Annotated in this window: 14 protein-coding genes; 6 read left to right on the top strand and 8 right to left on the bottom strand. The window is 71.7% G+C overall.

What is annotated here, in order from left to right:
- The first annotated feature begins 34 nt into the window (after positions 1 to 34).
- The gene (locus ACXJY8_RS20480; RefSeq protein ID WP_463772943.1) at positions 35 to 682 is read left to right on the top strand and encodes a YceI family protein; all 648 of its coding nucleotides are present in this window, start codon (positions 35 to 37) and stop codon (positions 680 to 682) included.
- Here ACXJY8_RS20480 and ACXJY8_RS20475 read toward each other — a convergent pair.
- Together ACXJY8_RS20475 and ruvC are read right to left on the bottom strand one after the other, a co-directional pair.
- Positions 666 to 1436, bottom strand: coding sequence for a hypothetical protein (locus ACXJY8_RS20475; protein WP_463772941.1), 771 nt, complete (start codon positions 1434 to 1436; stop codon positions 666 to 668). The two genes, ACXJY8_RS20480 and ACXJY8_RS20475, sit on opposite strands and share 17 nt — an antisense overlap.
- A gap of 128 nt (positions 1437 to 1564) precedes the next feature.
- On the bottom strand, positions 1565 to 2131 hold the full coding sequence (ruvC, locus tag ACXJY8_RS20470) for a crossover junction endodeoxyribonuclease RuvC (protein ID WP_463772939.1): 567 nt from the start codon (positions 2129 to 2131) through the stop codon (positions 1565 to 1567).
- 418 nt (positions 2132 to 2549) lie between these two features.
- Between ruvC and ACXJY8_RS20465 the strand changes: the two genes are divergently transcribed.
- Positions 2550 to 2867, top strand: coding sequence for a hypothetical protein (locus ACXJY8_RS20465; RefSeq protein WP_463772933.1), 318 nt, complete (start codon positions 2550 to 2552; stop codon positions 2865 to 2867).
- A 25-nt stretch (positions 2868 to 2892) separates the two neighbouring features.
- Positions 2893 to 4359 carry a methyl-accepting chemotaxis protein gene (locus ACXJY8_RS20460; protein ID WP_463772930.1) on the top strand — a complete coding sequence of 489 codons (1467 nt, stop codon included), beginning with the start codon at positions 2893 to 2895 and terminating at the stop codon, positions 4357 to 4359.
- Between the two features lie 13 nt (positions 4360 to 4372).
- Here the strand turns inward: ACXJY8_RS20460 and ACXJY8_RS20455 are convergent, their stop codons facing one another.
- The 5 genes from ACXJY8_RS20455 to ACXJY8_RS20435 form a co-directional block, all read right to left on the bottom strand.
- The gene (locus ACXJY8_RS20455) at positions 4373 to 5119 is read right to left on the bottom strand and encodes a YebC/PmpR family DNA-binding transcriptional regulator (protein WP_463772927.1); all 747 of its coding nucleotides are present in this window, start codon (positions 5117 to 5119) and stop codon (positions 4373 to 4375) included.
- Positions 5120 to 5601: 482 nt separating this feature from the next.
- Entirely contained in the window at positions 5602 to 6354 is a 753-nt protein-coding gene (locus ACXJY8_RS20450; protein ID WP_463772924.1) for an HAD-IA family hydrolase, read from the bottom strand.
- Positions 6348 to 7034 (bottom strand): ribulose-phosphate 3-epimerase, encoded by a 687-nt coding sequence (gene rpe, locus ACXJY8_RS20445; RefSeq protein WP_463772922.1) that lies wholly within the window; start codon positions 7032 to 7034, stop codon positions 6348 to 6350. Before rpe ends, ACXJY8_RS20450 begins: the two co-directional genes overlap by 7 nt.
- Positions 7035 to 7065: 31 nt before the next feature.
- On the bottom strand, positions 7066 to 7926 hold the full coding sequence (locus ACXJY8_RS20440; protein WP_463772918.1) for a phosphoribulokinase: 861 nt from the start codon (positions 7924 to 7926) through the stop codon (positions 7066 to 7068).
- Positions 7927 to 7954: 28 nt separating this feature from the next.
- On the bottom strand, positions 7955 to 9016 hold the full coding sequence (locus tag ACXJY8_RS20435; protein ID WP_463772916.1) for a class 1 fructose-bisphosphatase: 1062 nt from the start codon (positions 9014 to 9016) through the stop codon (positions 7955 to 7957).
- A 241-nt stretch (positions 9017 to 9257) separates the two neighbouring features.
- Here ACXJY8_RS20435 and ACXJY8_RS20430 point away from each other — a divergent pair, with 241 nt between their 5' ends.
- Together ACXJY8_RS20430 and ACXJY8_RS20425 are read left to right on the top strand one after the other, a co-directional pair.
- On the top strand, positions 9258 to 10214 hold the full coding sequence (locus ACXJY8_RS20430) for a LysR family transcriptional regulator (protein WP_463772914.1): 957 nt from the start codon (positions 9258 to 9260) through the stop codon (positions 10212 to 10214).
- A complete protein-coding gene (locus ACXJY8_RS20425; protein ID WP_463772911.1) occupies positions 10211 to 11449 on the top strand; it encodes an NAD(P)/FAD-dependent oxidoreductase in 1239 nt (412 codons plus the stop codon). Before ACXJY8_RS20430 ends, ACXJY8_RS20425 begins: the two co-directional genes overlap by 4 nt.
- Here the strand turns inward: ACXJY8_RS20425 and ACXJY8_RS20420 are convergent.
- On the bottom strand, positions 11446 to 11784 hold the full coding sequence (locus ACXJY8_RS20420) for a helix-turn-helix domain-containing protein (protein WP_463772907.1): 339 nt from the start codon (positions 11782 to 11784) through the stop codon (positions 11446 to 11448). The genes ACXJY8_RS20425 and ACXJY8_RS20420 overlap by 4 nt on opposite strands.
- Before the next feature lie 284 nt (positions 11785 to 12068).
- On the opposite strand from ACXJY8_RS20420, the gene ACXJY8_RS20415 reads away from it, so the two are divergent.
- Positions 12069 to 12566, top strand: coding sequence for an META domain-containing protein (locus tag ACXJY8_RS20415; protein ID WP_463772903.1), 498 nt, complete (start codon positions 12069 to 12071; stop codon positions 12564 to 12566).
- Positions 12567 to 12632 lie beyond the last annotated feature (66 nt).

Genomic DNA, 12632 nt, shown 5'->3' with positions numbered 1-12632 from the left:
GTGAAATCAAAGGCCCCCCGCCCGACACACACGGATGACCGCCTCGATGCGCCAGACCGCGCTGCTCCTCGCCTTCGGGCTTCTGCTCACCGCCGGCCCGCTCGCGGCGGCGGAGACCCCGGCCGCCGCGCCGCCCGCCGCGCCCTCCAGCGACCCGACGCAGGTGCGCCCGGGCGCCTACGTCCTCGATTCCGCCCACGGCAAGATCACCTGGTCGGTCAGCCATCTCGGCTTCTCGACCTATTACGGGCAGATCACCGACGTGACCGCGCAGGCGGTGCTCGACCCGAAGGAGCCGGCGAAATCCACCCTCACGGTCACCATCGGCACCGACAGCGTCAACGGGCTGAACGACCGGCTCAACCAGCACCTGAAGTCGCCCGACTTCTTCGACACCGCGAAATTCCCCAAGGCCACCTTCACGGCGACCGGCATCGAGCCGACGAGCCCGACCACCGCGCGCATCACCGGCGACCTGACCCTCAAGGGCGTGACGAAGCCGGTCGCCTTCGACGCCACCTTCAATCAGGCCGGGATCAACCCGGTGAACAAGGCCTACACGGTCGGCTTCGACGGGCGCACGGTGATCAAGCGCTCGGATTTCGGCATCAGCGCCTTCCTGCCGCTCCTGGGCGACGACGTCTCCCTGCGGCTCGAGGGCGAGTTCAAGGCCGTGGAGTGAGGCCGCGCTCCGGCGCCCGCAGCCGCCGGTAGATCTCGGCGAGCAGCGCCGTCACCAGGACGAGCAGGGCCATGCCGATGAGGCCCGAGGCGAGGATCCGGACCGCCAGCACGAAGGGCGGCAGGTCGGCCCCGGAGCGCTCGGGCGCGTGCAGCATGCGGTCGAGCAGGCCGAGGGGCAGGATCGTCGCCACGAGGATCAGCGCGATGCGGGCGGCCGATCCGCGCGTCATCGCGAACACCGCGCGCAGGGTCGCGTCCGGGGCGCCCACAGCCAGGGCGGGCGCCAGCATGCTGGTCCAGATCTGCAGAAGCAGGAGGGCGATCCAGGCCGAGAAGCCGAAGGCCACCCGGCCCGGCCCGAGCAGGTCCGGCGAGAGCACACGGTCGAGCAGGCCGCTGACCAGGAGCCAGAACACCTCGAGGGCGAGGAAGTCCCCCACCGGGCCGGCCCGGCCCTCGACGACGTCGCGCACGGAGCCGCCGGCGCCGAGGATGTGCCGGAACAGGGCCATCCAGTAGGGCGCGAGCAGGATCGTGCAGGCGCAATCGACGAGGAAGACGTCCTCCTGGAAGCGGGCGGCCCGTGTCGGATCGCCCATCAGCGTGTGGGCGGCCTCCTTGGCCAGGACGAGGAGGAACGCGACCGTAGTGGCCGGGCCGAGGGCGCGGACCGAGCGCAGCCCGGAGGCCGCGGCATCGCGCAGGATGTCGCCGATCGGCAGCGTCGGGCGCGTCGCCCCAGGGTCGGCCATTCCACTCGCTCTCCGTCCGGCAGGTTCCGAGGCGAGGACCTGCACGGGCGGGCCCGGACTGTCCAGGGTCCAGTGCGTCCAGGGCCCGGACCGTCCGGGGCACAGGAGAGGCATGGATCGGCGGAGGTTCAGCCCCGCGCCAGGGCCGCCGCGATGCGGGCCGCCGCCAGGCTGCTGGTGCCGGCCACGGGGACGTGCTGGCGCTTCAGGGCATGGGCGCCGCGATGGCTGTTGTGGGTGATGGCGATGGCCAGGGCGTCCGCGGCGTCGGCGACCTTGAACTCGGCCTTCGGCAGCAGGAACTTCACCATGGCCTGGATCTGCACCTTCTCGGCGTGTCCCGAGCCCGCGACCGTCTTCTTGATCAGGTTGGCCGAGTACTCGAACACCGGCATGCCGGCGAGCGCCGGGACCAGCAGCGCCACCGCGCGGGCATGGCCGAGCTTCAGCGTGGCCTGCGCGTCCTTGTTGACGAAGGTCTCCTCGACCGAGACCTCGTCGGGCTGGAACGCCTCGACGATGCGGGTGATGCCCTCGTAGAGCTCGCGCAGGCGCAGGGCGAGAGGCAGGTCCCCGTCCGAGGTGACGACGCCGCAATCGACGTAGGCGAGCTTGGTGCCCGTGGCCGTGACGACGCCCCAGCCGGTGCGCCGCAGGCCCGGATCGATGCCGAGGATGCGGACGGGAACGGTCATGCGGACACGATCATGAGGGCGCGGCTCCGGGCGCGGACATCGCGCCGTTCCGAGCGTTAGGGACATACCGTGAACGGAGCGTTATGCCAATGCGCGTTCCGGTGCGGACCCCGCCGGGGCATCGGATCGCAGATCGACCCAAGACCGAAGAAGAGGCGAAGCGGATCGGTCCGAAACGGCTTGCTCCGACCAGTTGTCGTCTGTCTTCGTCCTTGTCTGCACAGATTTCGCCGACGGGCGCCCGTTCTCCTGCCGTGCAGTCCGGATTTTCCTCCGCGTCGAAGCGGCAGCCACATTTCGGCCGGCGCGGAATTCAGAACAGCGGCGGCGGCGCGAGCACCAAACACCTCCCGTAACGCCTTCTTAGCCTATCGCACCGTATTAACACAGGACAAATTCGAATCGGATTGCTGTCCTCGTGGCCGACATCGCCCCCTCCCATCGTCCGAGCCGGCTCACGGGGGGCCTCGCGGTGCTCGCGACCCTGGTGCTGCCGCTCGGCGTGCTGGCCTTCCCGGCCTCGGAGACCGTGGCGGTGATCGCGCCTGCGGGGGTGGACGCCGCCGCCATCGTGGCGCGGGCGGGCGCCAGCGTCCTGCGCCTGGGCGGCCGGAGCAACGTCCTGGTGGTCCGGGCCGGATCGCCCGATCTCGTCGCCCGCCTCTACGCCTCCGGGGCCTGGCTGGTGATCGACGCCCGGTTCGCCACGGCCTGCACGCCCTCCTCCCAGACCTGATTTCCGCAACGGACACAGCCCGGCGATGACGAACCTCGACAGCCTTCGGCAGACCTTCGGCCGCTTCCTCATCGCCTTCCTCTGGCTGCACCTGCCGGTGATCGCGCTCGGCGCCTGGCTCGCCGGCAACGGGCTCACCGTCCCCCTGGTGATCGCGGCCCTCCTGGCCGGGCTCAGCACGCTGGCGTGGCGGCGCGCGCCGACCGGGCTGGCGACGCGGCTGGTCAGCAGCCTCTCGCTCATCGGTATGGCGGCGATCCTGCTCTCGGCCCTGGCCGGGCATCCCTGGCAGATCGACCTGCACATGTACTTCTTCGCCTGCATGGCGGTGATCGTGGCGTGGTGCGACTGGACCATCCTGGTGGCCTGCGCCGCGGCCGTGGCGGGCCACCATCTCGCCCTCAACATCGTGATGCCGGCGCTGATCTTCCCCGGCGGCACCCGCAGCGCCGACCTCGCGCGCGTGGTGCTCCACGCCGTCATCCTGGTCCTCGAGACGGGGGTGCTGGCCTGGGTCGCGCGCACCATCACGACGGCCTTCGCGACGCAGGCCGCCTCCGAATCCGCGATCCGGGCCCAGATGGAGCGCATGCAGGTCCTGGAATCGGAGACCGCCCTGGCGCGGGCCGGCGCCGAGGCGCAGCGCCGGGCGGCCCTGCAGCAGACCGCGCATTATTTCGAATCGACCGTGGGCGGCATCCTGGCCCGGGTCACGCAGGCCGCGGCGGCGATGCAGGGAACGGCACGGACCATGACGGGGGCGGCGGAGGGCACGGCGAGCCGGGCCGGGTCCGTGGTCGACGCCGCCGAGATGGCCGCGCGGAACGTCGACCGGGTGGCCGGGGCCGCCGAGGAACTCGGCGCCTCGGTGCAGGAGATCGGGCGGCAGGTGGCGGATTCGGCGCGGATGGCGCAGGGCGCCGTGGGCCAGGCCGACGCCACCGGGCAGCTGGTTCACGCCCTGAGCACGGGGGCGGCCCGCATCGGCGACGTCGTCGGGATGATCTCCGGCATCGCCGGCCAGACCAACCTGCTCGCGCTCAACGCCACCATCGAGGCCGCGCGCGCCGGCGAGGCCGGACGGGGCTTCGCGGTGGTGGCCGCCGAGGTCAAGGAACTCGCCAACCAGACGGCCCGGGCAACGGAGGAGATCACGCAGCAGATCGACGCGATCCGGGGCACGACCGGCGAGGCCGTGACGGCCATCGAGGCGATCGCCGGGCAGATCCGCACCATGAGCGCGACCGCCGACGCCATCGCGGCGGCGGTGGACCAGCAGGGATCGGCGACCCGGGAGATCATCCGGAACGTGGCCGAGGCGACGACCGGCACCGGCGCCATCACGGCCACCATCGGCGGCGTCGCCCGCTCGGCCGGAGAGACGGGCGAGGCGGCAGCGCGCGTCCTCGCCTCCGCGTCGGACCTGGCCCAGGAGGCCGACCACCTCGGCGCCGAGGTGAACCGGTTCCTCGGGACCCTGAAGGCCGCCTGACGGCGGCCCCCGGTCAGCCCTGGAGCTTCTCCATCAGGGCGTCCGAGAGCGCGAAGTTCACGAAGACGTTCTGGACGTCGTCCTGGTCCTCGATCACCTCGACGAGGCGGATCAGCTTCTCGCCGGTCTCGTCGTCGACCTCGATGGTGTTCTGGGCCTTCCAGACCAGGGCGGTGCGGCGCGGCTCGCCGAAGCGGGCCTCCAGGGCCTTCGAGACCTCGCCGTAGGCCTCCTGGGCGCAGGTAATCTCGTGGCCGGCCTCGTCCGAGCGCACGTCGTCGGCGCCGGCCTCGATGGCGGCCTCCAGCATGGTGTCGGCATCCGCCACCTTGGCGTCGAACTCCACCACGCCGACATGGTCGAACATGAAGGAGACGGCCCCCGTCTCCGCGAGGCTGCCGCCGGACTTGGTGAAGGCCGAGCGCACGTCGCTGGCCGTGCGGTTGCGGTTGTCGGTCTGGGCCTCGACGATCAGCGCGGCGCCGCCGGGGCCGTAGCCCTCGTAGCGGATCTCGTCGTAGCTCTCCGCATCGGCGCCCTGCGCCTTCTTGATCGCGCGCTCGATGTTGTCCTTGGGCACGTTCTCGGCGCGGGCCGCGATGATGGCGGCGCGCAGGCGGGCGTTCATCGCCGGGTCGGGCAGGCCGAGCTTGGCCGCGACCGTGATCTCGCGCGCGAGCTTGCCGAACAGCTTCGAGCGGACCGCGTCGACGCGGCCCTTGCGGTGCATGATGTTCTTGAACTGGGAATGGCCGGCCATGACGTGACCCTAGACTGGTAGGAACGAAGCCGGATCGCGAGGGCCAGGTGCCGGGGCGGCGGGTCCGCGATGCCGGACGGAAAGGGATTGGCCGGCTTATAGGCCGCCGCCGACGCCGATGACAACGCTGCGCCGCAGCGTGGAGGCCCGCGCCGGGCCGGGTCGCACGGCCTTCCCGGTGGCTATCCGGCGCGCCGGCGCTATCGTGGGGCGATGACGCGCCCAACCCTCGACCGGGGACGCCCCGGGACCCGCCCCACCGATATGCGCGCCCCCGCGCCGGACCGGGGACGCACCCGTCCGGCACCGCGCTGGCTTAGGCTCGGGATCGCGGGGGTGATCGGGGCGGTCGCCGGGGCGGTGCTGTTTCCGACCCGCGCCGAGGGCGCGCCGCCGGAGCGGCTGGGCAAGCGGCCTCCACGGGACTGAGGCGCGGCCTGCACGGGACTGAGGCGCGGCCTGCACGGGACTGAGGCGCGGCCTCAGGCGGCGCGGCGCGCGTGCCAGTCGCGCAGGGCGCCCAGGGTCACGATGCCGTCCGGCCAGACATGGCCGGAGAGGTGCCGGTGCGGCGCGCCGGGCTCGCCGAGATCGGAGACGGCCGAGAACGCCCCGTCGAGGCGGTGGCTCTCGGTGTAGCGGCTGCGGGTGGCGATCACCGGCAGGCCCGCATCGAGGGCCGAGCGGATGCCGGCGGCGGAATCCTCGAAGGCCACCGCCTCGGCGGCCGAGACCCCGAGGCGCTCGAGCGCGAGGTCGAACACGTCGGGGGCCGGCTTCTTGCGCGCCGCCTCGTCGCCGCAGGCGATGACGTCGAAGGGGACGTCGCCGGCCGGGAAGTTGATCCGCAGCAGGGTGTCGACGTTGGGGCGGCTCGTGGTGCTGGCCACCGCGAGCCGGATGCCGGCGCCCCGCGCCTCCGCGATCAGGCGCGCCACCCCCGGGCGCAGGGCGAGGCTGCCGCCCTCCACGAGGTCGCCGTAGCGGCGGGTCTTGCAGTCGTGGATCTCGCCCATGCGCGGGCGCAGGGCCTCGACCTCGTCGGCATGCTCGGTCTCGACGTAGTGGCGCAGGCGCTCCTTGCCGCCCATCACGGTCAGGAGGTCGGCGTAGCGGGCCGGGGACCAGGACCAGGGCAGGCCGAGATCCGCGAAGGCGCCGTTGAAGGCCTGCCGGTGCAGGTCCTCGGTCTCGGCCAGCGTCCCGTCGACGTCGAAGATCAGCGCCCTCAGCATGAAAGGGGGCCGCCTCCGGCCTCCGCGGCACCGGCCCGGATCGCGGCGATCCGCTCGGCGTAGCCGTCCGGCCCGCCCTTGAAGACGGCGTTGCCGGCCACGAAGGCGTTGGCGCCGGCGCGGGCGGCCAGCTCCACGGTCTCGGGGCCGATGCCGCCATCGACCTCGATGTCGATCGCCCGCCCGGCGGTCATCGCCCGGATGCGCCGGATGGTCTCGAGCGTCGAGGGGATGAAGCTCTGGCCGCCGAAACCGGGATTGACCGTCATCACCAGGACGAGGTCGACGAGGTCGAGGAGCGGCTCGACGGCCGAGGCCGGCGTGCCCGGGTTGAGGGCGATGCCGGCGCGCTTGCCGAGGGCCCGGATCGCCTGGAGCGAGCGGTGGATGTGCGGGCCGGCCTCGACATGGACCGAGATCGCGTCGGCGCCGGCCTCCGCGAAGGCCGCGAGGTAGGGATCGGCCGGCGCGATCATCAGGTGCACGTCGAAGGGCTTGGCCGAGTGCGGCCGCAGGGCCTTGATCACCGCGGGGCCGAAGGTGAGGTTGGGCACGAAGTGCCCGTCCATCACGTCGAGATGGATCCAGTCGGCGCCGGCCTCGGACACCGCGCGCACCTCCTCGCCGAGCGCGGCGAAATCCGCCGAGAGGATCGAGGGCGAGATGATCGGGCCGTTCATGGTGGGTTCCTCTAGAGCCTTGTGGCCGCGCTCAGGCCATGCGGCGCTTGCGCTCGACGAGCTGCATGATGATCGGGGTCAGGATGAGCTGCATGGCCAGGTCGAGCTTGCCGCCCGGGATGACGATGGAGTTGGCGCGGCTCATGAAGGAGCCCTGGATCATCGAGATCAAATAGGAGAAGTCGATGCCCTTCGGGTCCTTGAAGCGGATCACCACCATCGATTCGTCGGCCGTGGGAATCCAGCGGGCGATGAAGGGGTTCGAGGTGTCCACCGTCGGCACCCGCTGGAAGTTGATGTCCGTCCAGGTGAATTGCGGGCAGATCGTCTGCACGTAGTCGGGCATCCGCCGCAGGATCACGTCGGTGACGGCCTCGGTGGAGTAGCCCCGGAACGAGCGGTCCCGGTGCAGCTTCTGGATCCATTCGAGGTTGATCACCGGCACCACGCCGATCTTCAGGTCGGCGTAGCGGGCCATGTCGACGTTGTCGTCGACGACGCAGCCGTGCAGGCCCTCGTAGAACAGCAGGTCCGAGCCGGGCGGGAAGTCCTCCCATTCCGTGAAGGTGCCGGGCTCGGTGCCGTAATGGGCCGCGTCCGCCGCGTCGTGGGCGTAGTGGCGCGTGCGGCCGCCCCCGGATTCGCCGTAGGTCCGGAACACCTCCTCCAGCTCCGGCAGGAGGTTGGCGCGCGGCGCGAAGTGGCTGAGGGTCGGCTCCTCGACCATCAGCCGCCGCATGGTGTCCCGATCGTAGGCGTGGAACGCATCGCCCTCGATATAGACCGCGCTGACGTCCTCGCGCCGGAAGATCTGCTCGAAGGTGTTGCGGACCGAGGTGGTCCCCGCCCCCGAGGAGCCGGTGACCGAGATGATGGGGTGACGCGCCGACATGGATGTGCGTGCTGTCCCGGGCGCGCGCCTAGCTGCGCATCAGGCCGCGCTGCCCGAACAGGGGCGAGCGGCCGGCGGCGGCGTTGCGGCCGTCGTAGTACTTCGCCACGCAGGCGACCTCGTCGAGGGAGCCGAAGATCAGCGGCACGCGCTCGTGGATGCCGGTGGCGCCGATGTCGAGGATTCGGCGCTCGCCGTCGATGGCGGCCGCCCCCGCCTGCTCCATCAGCATGGCGATGGGCGCGGCCTCGTAGAGGAGGCGCAGGCGCCCCTGGGCGTAGCCCTTCCGGTTGTCGCCGGGGTAGAGGAACACGCCGCCGCGCAGGAGCACCCGCTGGGCATCCGCCACCAGCGAGCCGAGCCAGCGCATGTTGAAGTCCTTGTCCAGCGGGCCCTCCGAGCCGCGCAGGCAATCCTCGATATAGGCCTTCACCGGGCCGTCCCAGTTCCGGGCGTTCGAGGCGTTGATCGCGTATTCCTTGGCCGAGGCCACCACCTCGAGGCGGGGATGCGTGAGGCGGAAGGTCCGCGTCTCCCGGTCCAGGGTGTAGATCTGCGTGCCGTGGCCGAGGGTGACGACGAGGGAGGTCGCCGGGCCGTAGGTGACGAAGCCGGCGGCGATCTGCTCGCTGCCCGGGGTGGTGAAGGAGGCGATCGAGTCCGCGGCGCCGGCCACGACGGGGCGGATGCCGAAGATCGAGCCCACCGCCATGTTGACGCCGATGTTGGAGGAGCCGTCCAGCGGGTCGATCGCGACGGCCAGCGGCGCGCCGGGATTGAGCTGCATCATGCCCTCGGCCTCTTCCGAGGCCACCACCGCCACTGGGGCGCCGCGCAGGGCTTGCGTGAAGCGCTCGTGGGCGAGGACGTCGAGGGCCTTCTGGACGTCGCCGTCGCTGTTGTTCCCGCCCGTGGCGGCGAGGTCGGCGCCGCCGAGCATGCCCCGGCCGATCACCTCGCTGACATCGACGGCCGCCTCGGCGCAGGCCGCGATCACGGCCGCCGCGTCGGCGAGCCGTGCATCGGCCGCCACCGTCGCCGCGAGGCCGTCCGCGAGTGTGGACCCGAATTCCAGAGACACCGTCGACATGAATGTCCGTCCTTCTTTCAATCCCGGCCGGTTGGCCCGGCCGAACCGGGGCGGCGCCCCGGCCGCCGGCGTCGGGTCGGAGCGCCGCCCCGGTTCGGATCGTCGCATCCTGCCCCTTGGCACGAGTGCCCCCGCGGGCACCAGTGCCCGCGGGGCATCCGCGCCGCGAAGGCCCCCATGGTATCACCGAAAGAATTCTGAAAAAACTTGCGGGTGATTCCAAAAAAACTAGAAAAGCCGAATGCGCAATCTCTCTCTCAAACAGCTCCAGGCCGTCGCCGCCGTCGCCCGTCTCGGCACCATGACCCGGGCCGCGCAGGAGCTCAACGTCACCTCGGCCGCGCTCTACGCCCGCATCCGCCAGCTGGAGGAGGAGGCGGGCCTGATGCTGTTCGATCGGACGCCCACCGGCCTGAAACCCACGGATGCCGGCCGCGAAATGCTCTGGGCGATCAACAGCATCAACACGGTGCTGGAAACCTGCGCCGACCGCCTCGAAACCCTCAAGGGCGGCAGCAGCGGTCGGGTGGCGATGGGCGTGGTCTCCACGGCCAAGTACTTCGCGCCGGGGGTGATCGCGGGCTTCATCGGGCTGCACCCGGCGGTGGAGATCAACCTGACGGTGGGGAACCGCGGCAACATGGTCGAGGCGCTGCGCAACTACGAGATCGATTTCGCCATCATGGGCCGTCCGCCCCGGGATTTCGCCATCGAGGCCGAAATCTTCGGTCCGCACCCCATCGTGATCATCGCGGGGCCCCATCATCCCTTCGTCGGCCGCACCGGGCTGACCCGGGCCGACCTCGCCCAGGAATCCTTCCTGGTCCGCGAGGAGGGCTCCGGCACCCGCACGGTGTTCGAGGAGTTCATGGCCGGGATCATGATCAAGCGCGCGCGGCTCGGGATCGATTCCGGCTCGAACGAGACCATCAAGCAGGCGGTGATGGCCGGGCTCGGGATCGCCCTCATCTCGGCCCACACGGTGGCGGCCGAGCTCGAGAGCGGGCGCCTCGTGGTCCTCGACGTCCAGGGCCTGCCGATCCGGCGCGACTGGTACGCGGTGCGCCGGGCCGACAAGGTGCTGGGGCCCGCGGCCGCATCGTTCTGGGACTACATCGCCAAGGATGGCGGGCGCTGGCTGCCCCAGCTCCGGCTGTCGCCGAGCCCCTCCCCCGTCACGGCGGAATTCGAAGCATGAGCGCATCCGGTGTCGTCATCGTCGGCGCGGGCCAGGCCGGCTTCCAGGTGGCGGCCTCCCTGCGCGAGGCGGGCTTCGCCGACCCGATCACGCTGCTGGGCGACGAGGGCCTGCCCTATCAGCGTCCGCCCCTGTCGAAGGCCTACCTCGCCGGCAAGACCGATGCGGCCGGCCTGACCCTGCGGACGGCCGCCTATTTCGAAGACCACCGCATCGCCCGGCGATCCGGCGTCTCCGCCACCGCGATCGACCGGGCGGCGCGGCAGGTCCGGCTCAGCGACGGCGGCGCCCTGGCCTACGACCACCTCGTGCTGGCCACCGGCGCGCGCAACCGGGCGCTGCCGGTGCCAGGCACCGACCTGGCGGGGGTGCACCAGCTGCGCTCGCTGGCCGATGCCGATGCGCTGAAGGCCGCCCGGGCCGCGGCACGCGCCATCGCCATCGTGGGCGCCGGCTTCATCGGCCTGGAATTCGCCGGCCTCTGCGCCGGCTCCGGCATCCCCGTGACGGTGATCGAGGCCGCCGACCGGCCGATGGCGCGGGCGGTCTCGGCCGAGACCGCCGCGTTCTTCACGCAGGCGCATTCCCGCGCCGGCATCCGCTTCGCCTTCGGGGCGGGCGTCGCGGGGCTGGAGGGCGAGGCGGGCGGGGTGGCCCGGGTCCGCCTCGCCGACGGATCGGCCGTCGAGGCCGACCTCGTCCTCGTCGGCATCGGCGTGGTGCCGAACCAGGATCTGGCCGAGGCCGCGGGCCTCGCCGTCGGCGACGGCATCCACGCCGACGCCTTCCTGGCGACGGCCGACCCGGCGATCTCGGCGGTCGGCGATTGCGCCCGCGTCCCGAGCCGCTTCGCGGAGGGCCGGCCCGTGCGCATCGAATCCGTGCAGAACGCCGTCGACCAGGGCCGCTGCCTCGCCGCCCGCCTCGCCGGACATCCCGCCGCCTACGCGGCGGTGCCCTGGTTCTGGAGCGACCAGGGACCGCACAAGCTGCAGATCGCCGGCCTGACGCGGCCCGACGATTCCAGCGTGGTGCGCCGTTCCGAGAGCGGCCTGTCCGTCTTCCGCTTCCGCCAGGGCCGCCTCAGCGGCGTCGAGACGGTGGACCGCCCGGCCGACCACATGGCGGCGCGGCGCATCCTGGGCCTCGGGCTGCCCCTGACGCCCGAGGAGGCCGCCGACCCGGCCCGCGACCTGAAGGCCCTCGCCAAGGGCGCGGAGCGACCCCGGCCCTAGCGGTCGTTCTCGGTGGTGAGGGCGTCCAGCCGCGTGCCCTCGCCGCGACCCTGCTCGCTCAGGCGGACCCCGGCCGAGCCGCCCTCCTGGCTGAACACCACGCCGTGGGCCATGAGCGTGCTGCGCAGCGCCTCGATCTGCCCCGAGGGCTGCTCCCGGCCGCCCGATTCGAAGTCGCGCACGAAATCCGCGCCGAGCCCGAGCTTGCCCGCAAGGTCGGCCTCGGACCAGTTCAGCAGGGCGCGGGCCGCCCGCGACTGGGCGGGGCTGATGATGTTCGGGCCCGATGCCGCCGGCTGCAGGCCGCTCGGGGTTCCCTCGTCCGATCCCGTCACCCTGTCGACTCCCTGGTTTCGCTGCGCCGGGACAACGGCAGCCCGGCGGGTTCGTTCAATGCGAACCGCCCCAGGGGACGGTTAACGGGGGATCGTGCCGGCTTCCCGTCGAATCCCGCTCACGCGGCCTTGACCATATTTGTGCTGGAATCTTATCCGATTGGCCGCAGTGCCCGTCCCATCCCGAGCGGTTCCGCGCGCACGACCCGCGTCGAGCTCCGAGGGGACCGGCAAGGTTGCAACGTTCGACGCGACGCGAAGCGCGCTTGAAGGGGGGCCAGACGATGAGAGCGATCCGAATCGCCATGGTAGCCGGCGCGATCGCGGCCGGGACCATGACCACGGCAGCGACCGCCCAGATGGGCAACAACGTCACGGGCTTCGGCCGCGACGCCCGCGAGAAGCCCGAGAAGAAGCAGTACGTCCCGGCGGCCAAGCCCCAGGAAAAGATCTTCCCCCTCGATGCCACCTGGACGGCGGTGAGCCTGAACGGCAAGCCCTTCGGCGGCAACGACCGCCCGAGCTTCACGATCGACAAGCAGTACCGCGCCCGCGGCTACGGCGGCTGCAACACCTTCGCGGCCACCGCCTTCCCGCTCAAGGAGCAGCACCTCGCGGTCGGCCCGCTCGCCCTGACCAAGAAGCCCTGCGACAAGGGCCTCGGCGCCAGCGAGCAGGACTTCTTCATCGCCCTGCGCACGGCCGGGCAGTGGGATCTTGTCGGCTCCCAGCTGGTCATCAAGAGCCAGAAGGGCGAGCTGCGCTTCGACCGCGCCCTCTGAGGCGGGTCCGCTGCGGGCGCCTTTAAGCGTCCGTTGACGACGATCCGCGGTCGCGGCCGCGGATTT

This window comes from Methylobacterium sp. TK31 (assembly GCF_055361545.1).
This window is presented reverse-complemented; position numbering and strand designations above follow the sequence as displayed.